Origin of the sequence: Novosphingobium sp. THN1 (genome assembly GCF_003454795.1) — a bacterium.
GTDB lineage: Bacteria > Pseudomonadota > Alphaproteobacteria > Sphingomonadales > Sphingomonadaceae > Novosphingobium.
Genome location: NZ_CP028348.1, coordinates 430,198 through 447,849, shown reverse-complemented (window position 1 = coordinate 447,849; position 17,652 = coordinate 430,198). Strand labels below are relative to the sequence as shown.

The window sequence follows — 17,652 nt, the reverse complement described above, 5'->3', positions numbered from 1 at the left end:
CCGGACCGAGAGCGGATAACCACCATGGCCGACAGCATGACCCTCAGCCGCATTGCCCCCGCGCCCGCAGAATTGCGCACCCGCCTCGAAGCCATCGTCGGTGCCGAGCATGTCACGTCCGACGAGGCCACCTTGCGCCTGTTCAGCGAGGACATCTGGTCACGCGCCGATCATTGCGTGATGCTCTCGGTGGCACCTGCCAACACCGCAGAGCTGGCCGCAGTGGTTTCCGCTGCCAACGATGCCGGTGTCGACATCGCGCCGCGCGGTGCGGGCATGAGCTATACCAGCAGCTACACCCCTGCCACCGACAGCACGATCACGCTCGACATGCGCCGCATGGACCGCGTGCTGCGCGTCAGCCCGGAAGACATGACCGTGACGGTCGAGGCCGGGTGCACCTGGCTCGCGCTCAACGAAGCGCTCAAGCCACATGGGCTGCGCACGCCCTTCTGGGGTCCGATGTCGGGCATCTGGTCGACCATCGGCGGCGGCCTCTCGCAGCTCAACGCGATGTTCGGCGCGGGCCACTACGGCACGTCGAGCGAGAGCGTGGTGGCGATCACCATGGTGCTTGCCGATGGCCGCACGCTGCGCACCGGCGCACGCGGCCCCGATGGCGATACGCCGCACTATCGCCACTACGGGCCTGACCTTGCCGGGTTGTTCATGGGCGATTCCGGCACGCTGGGCATCAAGGCCGAGATCACCCTGCGCCTGATCCGCAACCCGGCCTTCGAGGACTCCGTCTCGTTCTCGTTCAAGACCGGCGAGATCATGCTGGAGGCACTGGCCGAGATGACCCGCGCGGGCATCGCATCGGAAACCTGCGGGTTCGACCCCGGCCTCACCAAGGTGCGCATGAAGCGCATGTCGATGGCGAGCGACGTGAAGACGCTGGGCAAGGTCATCGCCAAGGAGAAGTCCTTCGGCAAGGGCCTGCTCGCCGCGGCCAAGATCGCCATCGGCGGGCGCAACTTCATTCCCGAAGAGGAATACCCGCTGCACATCACGGCCGAGGGCCGCTGCAAGGAAGCGGTTGCCGCCGATATCGCCACCGCGCGCGAGATCGCCGCACGGTTCGAGGGCGTGGAGATCGAGAACTCGATCGCCAAGGTCATCCGCGCCATGCCCTTCCCGGCGCCGAACTCGATCCTCGGCCCCGAAGGCGAAAGCTGGGCACCGGTCCATGGCCAGGCCTCGCTGTCCACCGCCGCCCCGATGTTTGCCGAAATCCGCGCCTACTTCGATTCGATGAAGGACACCTTCGACAAGCACGGCATCCACAACGGCTTCCTGTTCTCCTCGCTTTCGACCACCGCGCTGGTGATCGAGCCGGTGTTCTTCTGGCCCGAAGGCTACCGCCCGATCCACGAAGCGATGGTGGAACCGGCGCATCTCAAGAACCTCAAGCAGCTTGGCCCCAATGCCGAGGCGACCGTCGTCGTCACCGAGGCGCGCGAGCACGTGAAGGCGATCTGCAAGAAGTATGGCGCTGCGCACTTCCAGATCGGCCGCGCCTACACCGCCTATCGCGAAAGCCGTGACGAGGCGTTCAAGGACGTGCTCGATGCCGTGAAGGCCGTGGTCGACCCGCGCGGCGTGTTCAATCCGGGCTGCCTCGGCTTCCCCATCCGGGAAGGCCGGAACTGAGCCGATGAGCGAGCAGACCTACCGCGCGATCCGGCTTGAACGGATTGCGCCTTCCTTCCGCGAAGGTGCGGACATCGTCGAGCTGCCGGTCACGGCACCACAGCGTGGCGAGATCCGGGTGCGCAACCTGTTCTGCGGCGTGAATGCGATCTTCGACACGCAGATCGCGCGCAACCTGGTCGACTATGTGAAGATCGCCCTGCCGACCTTTACCGGCGTCGAGGCAATCGGCGTGGTCGAAGCGGTGGGTGAAGGCGTGAAGGACTTTGCCGTGGGCGACGCTGCCGTGTCGGTTCGCTTCACCGGTGGCTATCGGCAAGCAAATACCAGCGCGGCGTCAAACTTCGCCGCCGCGCCCGCGGCCACGCGCGAGTATCTCGCGCTGGCTTCGACCGGCGTTTCCGCGCTCGTCGCGCTGGAACAGATCGGTGAAGTGAAGACCGGCGAGACGGTTGCGATTTCGGCGGCGGCGGGCGGCCTTGGCCACTTGCTGGTCCAGCTTGCCGTGCTGAAAGGCTGCCGCGTGATCGGCGTGGCGGGCGGGCCTCAAAGGTGCGCGTTCGTGTCCTCGCTCGGGGCCGAGCGGGTGATCGACTACCGTTCGGAAGACGTCGGCGCGGTGCTCGCTGCAGAGTATCCGCGCGGGATCGACGTTGCCGTCGATACCGTCAGCGGCACGATCTTCGATGCCTTCCTGGCCAACCTTGCCAACCATGGCCGTCTCGTCGTCGGCGGCGCAGCGGCAGACCTTGAAGGCAAGCCCGAGATCGTCACCGCCCCGCGCATTGCCCACGCCATCTACTACAAGGGCGCATCGGTGCGCGGCTTCATGAACGGGTTGCTCACGCCCTACTGGGACGATGCCCGCAAGCGTCTGTTCGATCTCTATGCGCGCGGAATGCTGCGCGTGCAGTTCGACAGCCAGCGCAACGTGGGGCTTGAAGGCATCTACGACGGGATCGAGCGGCTGCTTTCGGGCAAGTCGATGGGCAAGGTCGTGGTCGATCTGGCTGACCGATGACCGCTGCGCGCAAGACCCTGTTCGAGAAGATCTGGGATGCGCACCATGTGGCGCAGACCGCCGGCGGCGCACACCTGATCGCCATTGACCGCGTGTTCCTGCACGAACGCACCGGAGCATCGGCCCTGAAATCGATGGCGGCGAACGGGCGCCCGTTGCGCGATCCGGCGCGGGTCTTCGCGGTGATGGACCACATCGTCGATACCCGTATCGGCCGCGGCGATGATACGCTGATGCCGGGCGGCAGTGCCTTCATCACCGAAACGCGCGCGGCGGTGCAGGCGGCAGGGATCACCCTGTTCGACGTGAACGATCCCGACCAGGGCATCACCCATGTCATCTCGCCGGAGCTGGGCGTCGTCCTGCCCGGCGCGACGCTGGTCGCGCCAGACAGCCATACCTGCACGCAGGGGGCACTTGGCGCGTTCGCCTGGGGCATCGGTTCGTCCGAGGCGGAACATGCGATGGCGACCGGCGTACTGAGGCTCGACCGCCCCCGCACGATGCGCGTTACCTTCGTTGGCGCGCTTGCCCCCGGCGTCACGCCCAAGGACATGGCGCTGCATCTGCTGGCGACCTACGGCGCAGGCGGCGGCGCGGGTCACGTGGTGGAGTTCGCGGGCGATACCGTCACCGCCCTCGACATCGAAGGGCGCATGACCCTGTGCAACATGGCCACCGAGTTCTCGGCCATGACCGCGATCATAGCGCCGGATGCGAAGACTTACGCCTACCTTGCGGGCCGTCGGCACGCCCCAGTCAGCTTCGACGCGCCCTACTGGGCGACGCTGACCACCGACGAGGGCGCCACTTTCGACCGTGAGATCGTGATCGACGCCGCCTCGATCGCGCCGATGGTAAGCTGGGGCACCAGTCCCGAACACTCCATGGCAGTGACCAGCACCGTGCCCAAGGGACCTGACCGTGCCCACGCCTATATCGGGTTGGAGGCGGGCCAGCGCTTGCTCGGTACGCCGATCGACGCTGCGTTCATCGGGTCCTGCACCAACGCGCGCCTGTCTGACCTGCGCCGCGCGGCGGATCTGCTGCGGGGCAGGCACATTGCACCATCGATCAGGAAGGCGCTGGTCGTGCCCGGCAGCTCCGCCGTCAAGCGCGCGGCAGAGGCCGAAGGGCTGGACAAGGTGTTCACCGCCGCCGGGTTTGAATGGCGCGCCAGCGGATGCTCGCTTTGCTTCTATGCCGGCGGCGAAAGCTTCGCGCAAGGCTCCCGCACGATCAGCAGCACCAACCGCAATTTCGAAGGCCGCCAGGGCCCCGGCATCCGCACCCACATCGCCAGCCCGGAAACGGTCGCTGCCAGTGCGATTGCCGGTGCCATAGCCGATCCGCGGGAGCTGTCACGATGACGCCGTTCACCACGCTGACGTCGGTCGCCGTCCCGCTGCTTCGCGACAACGTCGATACCGACGCGATCATCCCCAGCCGCGAGATGAAAAGCACCGGGCGCACTGGCCTTGCCGATGGCCTGTTTGCGCCGTGGCGCTACACCGACGCCGTTGCGCGGACGCCCGATCCCGCCTTCCCGCTCAACCAGCCGCAGGCAAAGGGGGCGCAGATCCTGCTCGGCGGGGCGAACTTCGGCTGCGGATCTAGCCGCGAACACGCCGTGTGGGCGCTTGTCGAATATGGCATCCGCTGCGTGATCGCGGAAAGCTTCGCGCCGATCTTCCGCGGCAACTGCATCCGCAACGGCATCCTGCCGGTCACGCTGGACCGCGCCGTGGTCGATAGCTTGGGGTGGCAGACGGTTGATGTGGACCTGATGACGCAGACCGTGACGGCTGACGGCAAGCCCCACGCCTTCACGATCGAGGAAGAGCCGCGCCAGATGCTGCTCGAAGGGCTCGACGCCATCGCGCTGACGCTCAAGTCTCTAACCGAAATCGACGCATGGACCGCTGCCGACCGCGCCCGCCGTCCATGGATCTACGCCGGAAAAGCTGCATGACCCAGATACTCGTCTCCGAAGTCGGCCCGCGCGACGGCCTGCAATCGATCAAGGCTGTGCTGCCGACCGCGGCCAAGAAGGCGTGGATCGCCGCCGAAGCCGCCGCCGGGGTGCGCGAGATCGAAGTGGGCAGCTTCGTGCCGCCGAGCCTGCTGCCGCAGATGGCCGATACGGCCGAGATCGTCGCCTTCGCGCGCGGGATCGCAGGGCTGAATGTCGTCGCGCTCGTCCCCAATGCCAAGGGTGCGGCGCGGGCGGTGGAAGCGGGCGTGCACGGCATGTCGATCCCGTTCTCGATGAGCGAGACCCATTCGCAGCGCAACGTCCGCAAGGATCATCCTGCGATGCTGGCTGAAATCGCCGAGGTTGCCCGCATCGCCCGCGAAGGCGGAGTTCACTTCGCCGTGGGCCTTTCCACCGCATTCGGCTGCACCATCGAGGGCGCCGTGAGCGAAGATCAGGTCGTCCGCCTCGCCGTGGCTGCCGCCGAAGCGGGCGCGCAGGAATTAAGCCTGTCGGACACCACAGGCTATGCCGACCCGGCGCAGGTCCGCCGCCTGGTGCGGAAGGTCAAGGCAGCGGTGGGCGCCGACAAGCTGACCACGCTCCACCTCCACAACACGCGCGGCCTCGGCCTCGCCAATGCGCTGGCGGGTCTGGATGAAGGCATCACCACGCTCGATTCCTCGCTGGGCGGGCTTGGCGGCTGTCCTTATGCGCCGGGCGCTTCGGGCAATCTGGTTACCGAAGATCTCGTGCTCATGCTCAACTCGATGGGGCTTAAGACCGGCATCGACCTTGAGAAGCTGCTCGCTGTGCGGAGCATTCTGGCCGAGGCCCTGCCGCAAGAGCCGCTCTACGGCTTCACTCCCGATGCAGGCCCGATGCTCGATTACGCCGAAAGGATTGCCCGTTGACCGCCGCTCAGGAACAGACCGGCCCGACACCGCTTGCGGGAATCAAGGTCATCGAATTCACCCACATGGTCATGGGGCCTACGGTCGGCCACATCCTTGCCGGGCTTGGCGCGGAGGTGATCCGCATCGAGCCCATCGGCGGGGACCGCACGCGGCGCCTGCTCGGCTCGGGCGCCGGTTATTTCCCGATGTACAATCGCGGCAAGCGCTCGATCTGCCTCGATCTCAAATCGGCCGAGGGCAAGGCCGTGGCGCGTGACTTGTGCGCCAGTGCCGATGTGCTGGTGGAGAACTTCCGCCCCGGGGCGCTGGACCGGCTTGGCCTGTCGTTCGAAGACCTTTCAGCCATCAATCCGCGCCTGATCTACTGCTCGGAAAAGGGCTTCCTGCCCGGTCCATACGAAGACCGCACCGCGCTTGACGAAGTGGCGCAGATGATGGGTGGCCTCGCCTATATGACCGGGCCTCCGGGCCGCCCGCTGCGCGCTGGGTCCAGCGTGGTCGACGTCACCGGCGGCATGTTCGGCGTGATCGGCATCCTTGCCGCGCTGGAAGAGCGCCATCGCACCGGCAAGGGCCAGAAGGTCGTCGCCAGCCTGTTTGAAACCACGGTCTATCTCGTCGGCCAGCACATGGCGCAGTTTGCCGTCACCGGAAACGCCGCCGCGCCGATGCCTGCGCGCATCTCGGCCTGGGCGATCTACGACGTGTTCGAGACGAAGGACGAGCCGGTGTTCATCGGCGTCGTCTCCGACAGCCTGTGGGAGAAGTTCTGCGCGCTGTTCGAACTCGACGATCTCTGGGCCGACGAGGCGATCCGCACCAACAACGAGCGCGTCCTCGCCCGTGACCGCATCCTGCCGCAGATCCGCGTCCTGATGGCGTCGATGACCCGGGCCGAAATCGTCGCCAAGCTGGAAGGCACCGGCCTTCCGTTCGCGCCGATCGGCCGTCCCGAAGACATGTTCGACGATCCGCAACTGGCCTCGGGCGGGCTTGAGGATGTCACGCTCGACAGCGGCAAGCAGACCCGGTTGCCGACGATCCCGCTCGAAATGAGCGGCAAGCGTCCCGGTGGCAGCGTCGCCCTGCCCCAGCCCGGCGCCGATGCGCACGCGATCCTGCAAGAGCTTGGCTACCCGGCGCAGCGCATCGACGAGCTGATCGGCCAGGGTGCCGTAGAAACCGCCTGAAACAAGGCCATTCGTGGGGAAATGCCGATGACCGATTTCGACAGCAGCGACGAGACGTTCCTCCTCAGCCGCCGCACCATGTTGGGTGGGGCCGGGCTGACCGGCGTGGCCTTGGCCAGTTCCGGCCTGCTTGGCGCAGCGCCCGCGCTTGGCGCATCGCTGATCCGCGAGGAAGGCATTCCCACCGACCCGGCCGCGCGCATCGCCATGATCCGCCGCATGCGCCTGCGCACCGATCCCGGCATCGTCTACTGGTGGTTCCGTGGCCGCAACTACGCCCAGCAGGGCGCGAAGCTGACCCCGCTGTGCGAACTGGTGTTCGGCGCGGTGATGCAGGTCAATCCGCTGGCCGATGGCAGCATGGAGCTGACGTCCTACGAATTGGGCTTCCGCACCGCGCCCGGCACCAATGAACGTTCGGACCAGCTGCGCAATCCGCTGACGGGCGAAATGGTGGATGTTCCCTTCGTCCCCGTCGGGCCGACCACGGTGCGCTACAGCGCGGCCAACGACCTGATCTTCGATGGCAAGATCGGCAACACCACGCTCAAGGCCGAGCACGTGCCCGAGCTGTTCTATCACATGGGTGACCAGATCACTTTCCAGCAGCACACCGCCGCCGACACCGAGACGCCGGGCCTTTCGCCGCGCCGCCTCAACGACATGACGATGATCACCAGTCCGGCAAGGGAAGCGCTGGACCCGCGCGTCCACTGCGCCAGCGCGACCGGATATGGCACCGACCTTTCCGACTATGCGCGGTGGTGGAAGATGCCCGCCGGCATGGGCACGCAGTGCCTGCGCAGCGTTGGCCGCAAGGAAACCGACTATGCCAACATGCCCAAGGACTGGGTGGCGATGCTGGCCCGCGTCAATCCCGAAGGCGCACGCGATCCGCGCAAGCTGCTGACGCTCAAGCAGGAAGAGTATCGCAACTGATGCGCAAGGCGGGCCTCGTCCTTGCCGCGGCGCTCCTGATCGGGGCGACGCGTGGGGACGATCCGCTGACACGGCCCATCACCGGCCCCGATGCGGCGCGCTGGCTTGAGCCGGACGCGCCGCTGCGCGTTTTTCCAGGGCTTGGCTATGTCGGGCCGAAGCGCGTCAAGCAGGCGGTTATCGATACCGGCAAGGGCCTCGTCCTGATCGATGCCGGTCTGCCGGAGGGCTTGTCCGTGCTTCGGGCCCATCTGGCTGAACTCGGCTACCGGATCGATCAGGTGAAGTGGCTGCTGGTGACAGAGCCGCATTACGACCATGCTGGGGCCATCGCTGCGGTGGTGCGTGAAAGCGGCGCGCAGGTCTATGCCTCGGCCTCTGCCGCCGCCGTGCTGCGGAATGGCCTCAGCGGAGACGAAGACCCGCAGCGCGCCAGCCTGATCGCCTATGCTCCGGTCAAGACCGTGCGCATCGTGAAGGACGGCCAGCGCCTGCGCTTCGGCAATGTCACCATCACCGCCCGCGCCATGCCGGGGCATACGCCGGGATCGATGGGCTGGTCATGGCAGACCTGCACCCCAAACAGCGGCTGCGCCAAGGTGTTCTTTGCCGCCAGCCTCAATTCCCTGACCGCTGGCACCTATCGCTACCGGGACCATCCGAACCTTGTGGCGGGGTTCCGCCGCAGCATCGCCATGCTGCGCAACGAGCCTTGCGACGTCCTCCTGTCCAACCACGCGGAACATTCGGGAGCGGACCTTCGCGCTGCCGCAAGGCGCGCGGGTGCTGCGCCCGATCCCATGCGTGCGCCCAGCGCCTGCAAGGCCATGGCGGACAAGTACGCCGCACTGCTTGATGCCCAGCTTGCCCGCGAAGACGCCGCGTCCAAATAGAAAGGGCGGCCCGATCAGGCCGCCCTTCCTTATTCCGCAAATCCGGTTCCGATCAGAACGGCTTGACCGTTCCCAGGAAGCAGATGCCCGAAATGGTGATCCAGTACACGTAGGCCATCAGACGGCCGTAAAGGAATTCACGTTCAAGCGCGGCTTCCTCGGCCGGGTTCGGACCTTCGGCAAGGCGACGGAAGCGGACAGTCCACAGGCGCATGATCCAGCGCAGGCCAAGGCCTATGCACAGGGTGAAGCCATAGAGCGTCAGCTTCGTGGCATACCAGCGCGAACCTTCGCCGGCCTCGAGCGGGCCGTGGCCCAGCAGCGAGGAGATGCCGACCACGAAGATCGTCGGGATCAGCACCCAGCGGATCTTCTCGTCAAGCTTGGTGAGCATCACGCCGCGATCGGTCTCGCGGTAGATGAAGGCCGACCAGCACAGCGCCAGCCAACCCGCCACGAACACCCACATCGCCGTGAGGAAGTTGCCGCCATAAGGCTGCAGGCCATAGATGTTGCCCATGTGCAGCCCCAGCGGCAACAGCATGATGATACCGGTGCGCGCCAGGATGTCGATGCGATAGGCGGTTTCCATATGCCGCCTGCGCTCCTCCATCGAGAGCTTGCGATTGATGATGTTAAAGCTTGTCTGGAAGACACCCCATTCGCCGCCCAGCCAATAGACCATGGCGACGATGTGGACCCAGCGCAGTACCAGTACTTCTTCGATCAACGACTTTCCCCTTTGATGTGGAAGCCGCCACTAAGCCTGCCTGAAGCGTCCCGGCCCGGCAGGCATTCCAGCTGGCAGCGCGTCCGTGATCCTGCTCTTCATTATCGCGCAGTCGCGGGAACAGCAGTTTGTCGGGAAGTGCTCGCACACCGGTCATAAATCGGCGGTCCAGAGCACATCGGTTGTCCGGTCCGGCGCTGCGGGCCGTTTTTGCCAGGGCCTTATCCGACCAGCGACAACTTCTCGCCGCGCATCGCCGCGACGCGGCGGCAAAAAGCCGCTTGGCGGATAACCCAGCGCGAGTGCGACGCGAGCTTGTGACACGAGGGATAGTACTCAGCCTCGACAAGCACTGACGGCGATTGTGCCGCAAGTTACAAGCGATCGGGGTAGACATGACCTATCGACTGGGCGTGGACGTGGGTGGCACGTTCACCGACCTCCTGCTGTTCAACCAGAGCACTGGCGAATTCTGGCGCAACAAGACGCCGTCGACCCCGCACGACAGTTCGGAAGGCATTCTGAACGGCGTCACCGCCATCTGCGAGAAGGCCGGCATCAGCCCGGCCGACGTCGAATTCTTCCTCCACGGCACCACTGTGGCAACCAACGCCGTGCTCGAAGGCAAGGGCGCCCGCGTCGGCCTCATCACCACCGACGGCTATCGCCAGGTCATGCAGATCGCGCGTTCGTTCGTGCCGGGCGGGCTTGCCGGTTGGATCGTCTGGCCAAAGCCGGTGCCGCTGGCCGCGCTGCAGGATACCGTCGAAGTGCGCGGGCGCATGGATGCGCAAGGCAATGAACTGGAACCGCTCGACGAAGCGCAAGTGCGCGAAGCCCTCGTCGCCCTGCGCGACAGCGGCATCGAGGCGCTGACCGTCAGCCTCGTCAACGCCTACCTCAACGGCTCGCATGAAAAGCGCATCGGCGAACTTGCGGCAGAGATCATGCCGGGTATCCCGATGTCGCTGTCCCACGAAGTCCTGCCGGAAATGCAGGAATACGAACGCACGCTGACCACGGTGGCCAACGCCGCGGTGCGCCCGGTCATGCGCAAGTACATCCACAATCTGCGCGATAGCCTGCGCGGCGCCGGCATGGCCGGATCGCTCTCGCTGCTGCGCTCGGACGGCGGCCTCATGTCTTCCGAAAAGTCGGAAGAGCATCCCGTTTCGCTGCTGATGTCCGGCCCTGCCGGTGGCGTCACCGGCGCGATCTGGGTGGGCCGCAACGCGGGCATCAAGAACATCCTGACGCTCGACGTCGGCGGCACGTCGACCGACGTCGCCCTGATCGAAAACCTCGAAGCACGCCGCCAGCGCACCACCGAAGTGGGCCACCTCTCGGTCCGCGCCTCGGCGCTTGACGTGAAGACGGTAGGCGCAGGTGGCGGCTCGATCGCCTACGTGCCCGAACTCACCGGCGCGCTCCGCGTCGGCCCGCAGTCGGCAGGCGCTGTCCCCGGCCCGGTGGCCTACAGCAAGGGCGGCACCCTGCCGACCGTGACCGACGCCAACGTCGTGCTTGGCTATCTCCCCGAAAACCTGCTCGGCGGCACCTTCAAGCTTGACCGCGAAGGCGCGAAGAAGGCCGTGCAGACCATCGCCGACGCGCTGGGCATCGGGTTGATGGAAGCCGCGCGCGGCATCATCGACATCGTCAACGAGAACATGTTCGGCGCGCTGCGCATGATCTCGGTGCAGCAGGGTTACGACCCGCGTGACTTCGCGGTAATGGGCTTCGGCGGCGCCGGCCCGCTCCATGTGAACGCCGTGGCCAAGCTGATGGGTTCGTGGCCTGCGGTCTCCCCGGTCAGCCCCGGCGTGCTTTGCGCCCTGGGTGATGCCACCACGCGCATGCGCACCGAGACCGCCCGCTCGTTCAGCCGCCGCGTTGACGAGACCGACGAGGCCGAGGTCATCGCCTTGCTCGACGAAATGGCCGCGCAGACCCGCGCCGAGCTGACCGCCGAGGGTATCAGCGATGCCGACGTCACCAGCCTGTTCGAACTCGACATCCGCTACGAAGGCCAGGCCTTCGAAGTGCCACTGTCGATCGACGCCGAAGTGCTGCGCCGCGATGGCCTGAAGGGCGTGACCGACCGCTTCGATGCCGAACACAAGCGCCTGTTCACCTTCAACATGGACTCCGCGCACGAACTCGTGAACCTGCGCGCCGTCGCCATGGGCCCCGCGCTCGATCTGCCCGCCCCGCCGCTCGAAGTGGGCAACGGCGATCCGATCGCCGCCAAGGTGCGCGACCATGAACTGTGGGCCGATGGCGCCATGGTCCCCGCCGTGATCTATGACCGCGCCAAGCTGCGTGCTGGCGACGTGATCCCCGGCCCCGCCATAGTCGTGGAGATGGACTCCACCACGCTGATCGAAGCCGGCTGCACCGGCCGCGTCGACCATGTCGGCAACATCCTGATCAATCTTGGCCAACACCTTTAAATCGGGAACGGATAAGCACATGCCCGCACAGATCATCCAGGCCAACAACACGCCCTTCAACTCGGTGGCCGTCGATCCGGTCACGCTCGACATCATCGAGAACGCGCTGCGCAATGCGCGCATCGAGATGGACGCAACGCTTGTCCGCACCGCCATGTCTCCGGGCATCCGCGAACAGGGCGACGCCTTCCCGCTCATCGCCGATCACACCGGCAAGATGATCGTCGGCCAGTTCGGATCGTACATCGGTCCGTTCCTCGATGGTTACGAAGGCACCGTCGAGGACGGTGACCTGATCTTCCTGTCCGATCCCTATTCGGTGCAGGGCGCGATCAGCCACTCGAACGACTGGCTGGTGCTGCTGCCCGTGTTCAAGGACGGTCGCCTCATCGCCTATACCTCGATGTTCGGCCACCAGTCCGACATCGGCGGCATGGTCCCCGGCTCGATGCCGATTCACGCCACCAGCATCTTCCAGGAAGGCGTGCGCATCCCGCCGGTCAAGATCTGGAAGAAGGGCGAGTACAACGAGGACCTGATCAAGCTGGTCATGCACCAGACCCGCACGCCGGACTGGTGCAAGGCTGACCTCAACGCCCTGATCGCCTCGTGCCGCGTCGCCGCGCGCCGCGTCTACGAGATGGCCGAGCGCTTTGGCGACGACGTGTTCACCTCTGCCACGACCATGCTGCTCGAACGCAACCACCGTGCGATGAAGCAGCTGATCGCCAGTTCGATCAGCGAAGACAAGGTCAGCTTCGAAGACTACATCTGCGACGACGGCCTAGGTTATGGTCCCTACAAGATCAAATGCACGATGTGGCGCGAGGATGGCCGCGTGGTGCTCGATTTCGCCGGCACCGATCCGCAGAGCCAGGCTTCGATCAACATGCTGCTCAACGAGAACATGATGCGCATGTTCTTCGGCATCTACATGATCATGATCTTCGATCCGCAGATCCTGTTCAACGACGGCTACTATGACCTGATCGACGTGCGCATCCCCGAAGGGTCGCTGCTCAAGCCGAAGTTCCCCGCCGCGCTCTCGGGCCGCACCCACGTGCTCGGCCGCCTGTTCGACATCCTCGGCGGGCTGCTCGGCCAGAAGACGCCGGAGTTCCTCAACGCCGCGGGCTTCTCCTCCTCGCCGCACCTGTTCTATGCCGGCACCGACAGACACGGTAAGTGGTTCCAGCTCTTCCAGATAGGCTTCGGCGGCATCCCCGGCCGTCCGCTGGGCGATGGCCCGGATGGCCACTCGCTGTTTCCCGGCTTCACCAACGTGCCCAACGAGTTCCTCGAGCGCTACTTCCCGCTGGTGATCGAGCGCTACGAGACCGTTCCGGATTCGGGCGGCGCAGGCCTGCACCGTGGCGGCAACGGCATCGACATGGTCTACAAGTTCCTCGAACCCGGCACCATCGCCATCCATGACGACCGCTGGTTCGTGCCGCCCTGGGGCGTCAACGGCGGCGAGCCGGGTGCGCGTGCCCGCAAGGTGCTGGTCAAGGCCGATGGCACCGAGATCGTCGTCGGCAACAAGCTGGAAGACTATCCGGTCGAACCGGGTGATCGCCTCCACTTCATCACCTGGGGCGGCGGCGGCTGGGGCGACCCGCTCGAACGCGATCCCGAACTGCTGGCTGTCGAACTCAAGCAAGGCCTCGTCACCGAAAAGGGCGCCCTGCGCTATGGCGTGGTGCTCAAGGACGGCGCGGTCGATGCCGCTGCCACCGATGCACTGCGCACGAAGATGCGCGCCGAACGCGGCGAGCTTGGCGTGTTCAACTTCGGTCCCGACATCGAAACCCTGCGCGCCAACTGCCTTGCCGAAACCGGCCTCCCCGCTCCCAAGGCTCCGCGCTGGGCGAACGCTTAACAGGAGCCCACCCCCAACCCCTCCCGCTTGCGGGAGGGGAGCGAGACTTACGGAGCCGAAGGCGGAGTTAGTCGCAGCGGGGTGGGCATGCACAACGCATAAGGATCAAACCCGTGGCCAATCCCATTCTCCGCGAGAAGCTGAACTCCGGAAAGTTCTTCGTCGTCCCCGGTATACAGGACATGATCACCGCGGTGATCGCCAACAAGGTCGGCTTCGACATCGTCTATGGTACCGGCTACTGGCTCACCGCCTCGGCCTGGGGCCTGCCCGATGCCGGCATCGCCACCTACACCGAGATGCGCAACCGCATGGAAACGCTGGCGCGCACGTCGAACGCGGCGGTCATTGCCGATGGCGATACCGGCTATGGTGGCCTGCTCAACGTCCACCACACCGTGAAGGGCTACGAAGCCTCGGGCGTTACCGCGATCCAGATCGAGGATCAGGAATTCCCCAAGAAGTGCGGCCACACTCCGTTCAAGCGCCTGATCTCCACCGAGGATATGGTCGAGAAGATCCAGGTCGCCGTGGATTCGCGGGAAAGCGAGGACTTCGTCGTGATCGCCCGCACCGATGCGCGTGAAAGCGAAGGGTTGGATGGCGTGTTGCGCCGCCTCGAAGCCTATTCGAAGGCCGGGGCCGACGTGCTCTTCCCCGAAGCGCTCCACAGCGAAGAGGAAATGCGCAAGGCCTGCGCCGTGCTCGACAAGCCCTGCATGGCCAACATGTCAAACCACGGCAAGACGCCGGTGCCGCCCGCCGAGGTGCTGGCCGAGATCGGCTATGCCTATGCCATCTACCCCTCGCTCACCAGCCTTGCCGCTGCGGCTGCGATGGAGAAGGTCCTGCGCGATCTCAAGGACAACGGCGTCGGCCAGCCCGATGGCCTGTTCGATTTCTCCGAGTTCTGCTCGCTGATCGGATTCGAGGACGTGTGGGCCTTCGAGAAGAAGTGGGGCAAGGCCCGCTGATGACCACACGCCGCATCGCCGCCGCCGTCCTCAACCAGAGCGGCAACAACTCCGCTCCCTATGCGGTGAACAAGCCGCTCGAGGTCAAGACGCTCGAACTCGCCGATCCGAAGCCCGGCGAAGTGCTCGTGCGGATTGACGCTGCGGGCCTGTGCCACTCCGATCTGTCCGTCATCAACGGCGACCGGCCGCGCCCGATGCCGATGGCGCTGGGCCACGAGGCCGCCGCAACCGTGCTGGCATTGGGCGATGAAGGCGATGGGTCTCTGGCGGTTGGCGACCGCGTCGTGCTGGTGTTCCTGCCCTCGTGCGGGCACTGCGTCGCCTGCGCCTCGGGCCAGGGCTACCTTTGCGCCAATGCCGCCGCCGCCAATGGCAAGGGCGAGCTGATGCAGGGTGGTTCGCGCCTTTCCTGTGACGGTGAGCATGTCCATCACCACCTCGGCGTCTCGGCCTTCGCCACGCAGGCCGTGGTCGATCGCCGCTCACTGGTGAAGATCGACAAGGACATCCCGCCAGAGACCGCCGCCCTGTTCGGCTGCGCGGTGCTGACGGGGGTCGGCGCGGTGATGAACACCGCACTGGTCCGCCCCGGCGAGTCGGTCCTGATCTACGGCCTTGGCGGCGTCGGCCTCGCCGCGCTGCTCGGCGCGCTTGCGGCAGGGGCACAGCCGGTCGTCGCGGTTGACCCCTCGGCGGAAAAGCGCGCACTCGCCCTCGAACTCGGCGCCGCTGCCGCCGTCGCCCCGGGTGAGGACGAAGCGCTGTTCGGAACCGACGTGGTGATCGAGACCGTGGGCAAGGCTGCCGTTCTCGCGCTGGCCTACAAGGCCGCCAAGCGCGGCGGACGCATCGTCACCGTGGGCCTGCCGAACCCGACAGAAATGCTTGAAATCAATGCCTTGTCGCTCGTCGCAGAGGGCAAGACGCTGATGGGCAGCTACATGGGCTCGTCAATCCCGGCGCGCGACATTCCGCGCTATATCGCGCTGTGGAAGGCAGGCCGCATGCCGGTCGAAAAGCTGCTGACTTCGGTTAGCCCGCTTGAGGAAATCAACGACCTGATGGACAAGCTCGCCCAGGGCAAGGCCGTCCGGCAGGTCATTGTCCCCGGATGGTGATTGTTCCGAATTGGGGACAGGTTTATCCGACAGGCAGATAATTCCTTGAACAATTCGGTTAAATGACATTCTCTTGTCACTCTGCGGCCAACCACAGCAGTGACAAGGGGAGTCGTACAATGGAAAAAGGCGTTCCTATCCGGTCGATCACGCGATCCATCGCCGCGCTGAAGGCAATCAACCGCCACGGCTCGCTTTCGATGATGGAAATCGCCAAGTCGGCAGAGGTCCCCTACCCCACCGCCTGCCGCATCGTGCAGACCCTGCTTTACGAAGGCCTGATCGAGCAGGAGCCCGCCCGCAAGCGCTACCGCGCCACCGCCCTCGTGCAGACGCTGGCCACCGGCTTCCAGCACGATGACGAACTCGTGCGCATCGCCCGCCCGCACATCGTCGCCTTCACTGCCCGTGCGGGCTGGCCGGTCTCCATCGCCATCCGCGTCGGCCGCGAGATGATGCTGCGCGACAGCACCCATGCCAACTCGTCGTTGACCTTCGAGCATTACTATCCGGGCTTCACCCTGCCGATCCTCGACAGCGCATCGGGCAAGGTCTCGATGGCCTTTGCCGACGATGAGGAGCGCGAGATGATCCTGCGCTTCATGCGCGTTTCGCAGGACATCGACCTCAACTACCTCGCCACCGCCGAAGTCAGCCTCGATGTCGACCGCATCCGCGCCGATGGCTATGCCGTACAGGGCCGCAACCACTTCAACCTGACACCGGGCAAGACCTCGTCGATCGCCGTGCCGATCTTCCGCAACGGCCACTTCGAAGCCGCCATGACCATGGTGTTCTTCGTCGCCGCCATGAAGCTCTCGACCGCGCTCGAAACCTACCTCGACGACCTGAAAGCGACAGCCGCCGCGATCAGCCACGACCTGTCGAACGTGCCCATGGGGAATGCCTAAGATCTGGGCCTAGGCTCAGGAACTAGAAGATCAGCGCCTTTAGCTTGGCGCGCACCTCGGCAAGGACCGCTTCTGGCACCTTGCCCTTGTGCGTCGCCTTGCGCGCTCGCCAATCGAGCGCCTTGATCTGATCGGCCAGAACGGCGCTCGGCGGCTCGACGCTGACCACGACTTCAAAGGGATAGCCTTTGATCCGCGAGGTCATCGGGCAGCACAGCATCATGCCCCGCGCCTTGTTGTAGCGCTGCGGCGACAGCACCAGGGCGGGACGATGGCCTGCCTGTTCGTGCCCGGCCTGCGGATCGAACTGCAGCCAAACAACGTCGCCCGCCGCCGGGACGTAGGCACTCACCAGGCTTCACCGCCAACGGCAGGGCCGAACGCGACGTCTTCGGGAAAACTCTCGGGCGTCATCGCGGCGAGCAGTTCATCGAGATCGAAGCGCGGTTCGGCAATCGGCTCGATAATCACCCGGCCGCCCTCCTCACGCACGTCGACCGCCTGATCGATCTTCAGCGAGGCCGCAGCGAGCACCGATGCGGGGATGCGCACCGAAGCGCTGTTGCCCCACTTCTTTACCTGCACCTGCATGACCATGCTCCATGTATCGACATTCACGATACATAAGCCATCACCGTCAAAGCTGCAAGGTCACCGCTGCTTCTTGGCAATCGTCGCGGTGAAGTCGGGGTCCTTGTTCGCCACCCAGTCGACGAACTTGCGGATCGCAGGGTTGTCGAGCAGCTTTTCGACATCCATGCCGATGCGCTGCAGTTCGGAATTGGTGAAGTTCACCGTCAGCGTCTGCTGGCAGATGCCGTGCATCGGCACGGTATCGCGCCCGCCCCGGCTCTTGGGGATCGGGTGATGCCAGACGATGGTGCTGCCCGTCGGCCGTCCGCACAGCCAGCAGAGTACCGGCGGCGGGGCTTCTTCCTCGTCCGGGGTATCGAAGTCGTCGTAGCGACCATGTTTTGAATGCTTGCGGGCCATCTG

General features: G+C 65.4%; 17 protein-coding genes. 13 read left to right on the top strand and 4 right to left on the bottom strand.

Translation table 11 applies throughout. The features are described from left to right. The first annotated feature begins 24 nt into the window (after nucleotides 1-24). From C7W88_RS19165 to C7W88_RS19130, 8 genes are all read left to right on the top strand, one after another. Entirely contained in the window at nucleotides 25-1,653 is a 1,629-nt protein-coding gene (locus tag C7W88_RS19165) for an FAD-binding oxidoreductase (protein WP_118075147.1), read from the top strand. Between the two features lie 4 nt (nucleotides 1,654-1,657). Then, on the top strand, nucleotides 1,658-2,674 hold the full coding sequence (locus C7W88_RS19160) for a zinc-binding dehydrogenase (protein WP_118075146.1): 1,017 nt from the start codon (nucleotides 1,658-1,660) through the stop codon (nucleotides 2,672-2,674). Next, on the top strand, nucleotides 2,671-4,044 hold the full coding sequence (locus C7W88_RS19155; RefSeq protein ID WP_118075145.1) for a 3-isopropylmalate dehydratase large subunit: 1,374 nt from the start codon (nucleotides 2,671-2,673) through the stop codon (nucleotides 4,042-4,044). The genes C7W88_RS19160 and C7W88_RS19155 overlap by 4 nt, the downstream gene beginning before the upstream one ends. Continuing rightward, on the top strand, nucleotides 4,041-4,646 hold the full coding sequence (gene leuD, locus C7W88_RS19150) for a 3-isopropylmalate dehydratase small subunit (RefSeq protein WP_118075144.1): 606 nt from the start codon (nucleotides 4,041-4,043) through the stop codon (nucleotides 4,644-4,646). The genes C7W88_RS19155 and leuD overlap by 4 nt, the downstream gene beginning before the upstream one ends. Beyond that, a complete protein-coding gene (locus C7W88_RS19145) occupies nucleotides 4,643-5,563 on the top strand; it encodes a hydroxymethylglutaryl-CoA lyase (RefSeq protein ID WP_118075143.1) in 921 nt (306 codons plus the stop codon). The genes leuD and C7W88_RS19145 overlap by 4 nt, the downstream gene beginning before the upstream one ends. A 65-nt stretch (nucleotides 5,564-5,628) precedes the next feature. Further along, on the top strand, nucleotides 5,629-6,756 hold the full coding sequence (locus C7W88_RS19140) for a CaiB/BaiF CoA-transferase family protein (protein ID WP_118075896.1): 1,128 nt from the start codon (nucleotides 5,629-5,631) through the stop codon (nucleotides 6,754-6,756). A 27-nt stretch (nucleotides 6,757-6,783) separates the two neighbouring features. Then, on the top strand, nucleotides 6,784-7,695 hold the full coding sequence (locus tag C7W88_RS19135; RefSeq protein ID WP_162896263.1) for a DUF1838 family protein: 912 nt from the start codon (nucleotides 6,784-6,786) through the stop codon (nucleotides 7,693-7,695). Continuing rightward, entirely contained in the window at nucleotides 7,695-8,588 is an 894-nt protein-coding gene (locus C7W88_RS19130; protein ID WP_118075141.1) for an MBL fold metallo-hydrolase, read from the top strand. The genes C7W88_RS19135 and C7W88_RS19130 overlap by 1 nt, the downstream gene beginning before the upstream one ends. Before the next feature lie 52 nt (nucleotides 8,589-8,640). On the opposite strand, the gene C7W88_RS19125 is transcribed toward C7W88_RS19130, so the two are convergent. Continuing rightward, nucleotides 8,641-9,318: a hypothetical protein gene (locus C7W88_RS19125; RefSeq protein ID WP_240345106.1), complete on the bottom strand. Its 678-nt coding sequence runs from the start codon at nucleotides 9,316-9,318 to the stop codon at nucleotides 8,641-8,643. 395 nt (nucleotides 9,319-9,713) lie between these two features. Here C7W88_RS19125 and C7W88_RS19120 point away from each other — a divergent pair, with 395 nt between their 5' ends. The 5 genes from C7W88_RS19120 (at nucleotide 9,714) to C7W88_RS19100 (ending at nucleotide 16,656) form a co-directional block, all read left to right on the top strand. Next, nucleotides 9,714-11,771 (top strand): hydantoinase/oxoprolinase family protein, encoded by a 2,058-nt coding sequence (locus C7W88_RS19120; RefSeq protein WP_118075140.1) that lies wholly within the window; start codon nucleotides 9,714-9,716, stop codon nucleotides 11,769-11,771. 19 nt (nucleotides 11,772-11,790) lie between these two features. Continuing rightward, entirely contained in the window at nucleotides 11,791-13,650 is a 1,860-nt protein-coding gene (locus tag C7W88_RS19115) for a hydantoinase B/oxoprolinase family protein (RefSeq protein ID WP_118075139.1), read from the top strand. A gap of 113 nt (nucleotides 13,651-13,763) precedes the next feature. After that, nucleotides 13,764-14,624, top strand: coding sequence for an oxaloacetate decarboxylase (locus C7W88_RS19110; RefSeq protein ID WP_118075138.1), 861 nt, complete (start codon nucleotides 13,764-13,766; stop codon nucleotides 14,622-14,624). Next, on the top strand, nucleotides 14,624-15,745 hold the full coding sequence (locus C7W88_RS19105; protein ID WP_118075892.1) for a zinc-binding dehydrogenase: 1,122 nt from the start codon (nucleotides 14,624-14,626) through the stop codon (nucleotides 15,743-15,745). The genes C7W88_RS19110 and C7W88_RS19105 overlap by 1 nt, the downstream gene beginning before the upstream one ends. A gap of 119 nt (nucleotides 15,746-15,864) precedes the next feature. Beyond that, nucleotides 15,865-16,656 carry an IclR family transcriptional regulator gene (locus tag C7W88_RS19100; protein WP_118075137.1) on the top strand — a complete coding sequence of 264 codons (792 nt, stop codon included), beginning with the start codon at nucleotides 15,865-15,867 and terminating at the stop codon, nucleotides 16,654-16,656. 22 nt (nucleotides 16,657-16,678) lie between these two features. Here the strand turns inward: C7W88_RS19100 and mazF are convergent, their stop codons facing one another. Genes mazF through C7W88_RS19085 form a run of 3 tightly spaced genes read right to left on the bottom strand, consistent with a single transcriptional unit; the run spans nucleotide 16,679 to nucleotide 17,649 of the window. Then, entirely contained in the window at nucleotides 16,679-17,011 is a 333-nt protein-coding gene (mazF, locus tag C7W88_RS19095; protein WP_118075136.1) for an endoribonuclease MazF, read from the bottom strand. After that, nucleotides 17,005-17,247 carry an AbrB/MazE/SpoVT family DNA-binding domain-containing protein gene (locus tag C7W88_RS19090; protein WP_118075890.1) on the bottom strand — a complete coding sequence of 81 codons (243 nt, stop codon included), beginning with the start codon at nucleotides 17,245-17,247 and terminating at the stop codon, nucleotides 17,005-17,007. The genes mazF and C7W88_RS19090 overlap by 7 nt, the downstream gene beginning before the upstream one ends. 60 nt (nucleotides 17,248-17,307) lie before the next feature. Then, nucleotides 17,308-17,649 (bottom strand): hypothetical protein, encoded by a 342-nt coding sequence (locus C7W88_RS19085; protein WP_118075135.1) that lies wholly within the window; start codon nucleotides 17,647-17,649, stop codon nucleotides 17,308-17,310. Nucleotides 17,650-17,652: the final 3 nt, after the last annotated feature.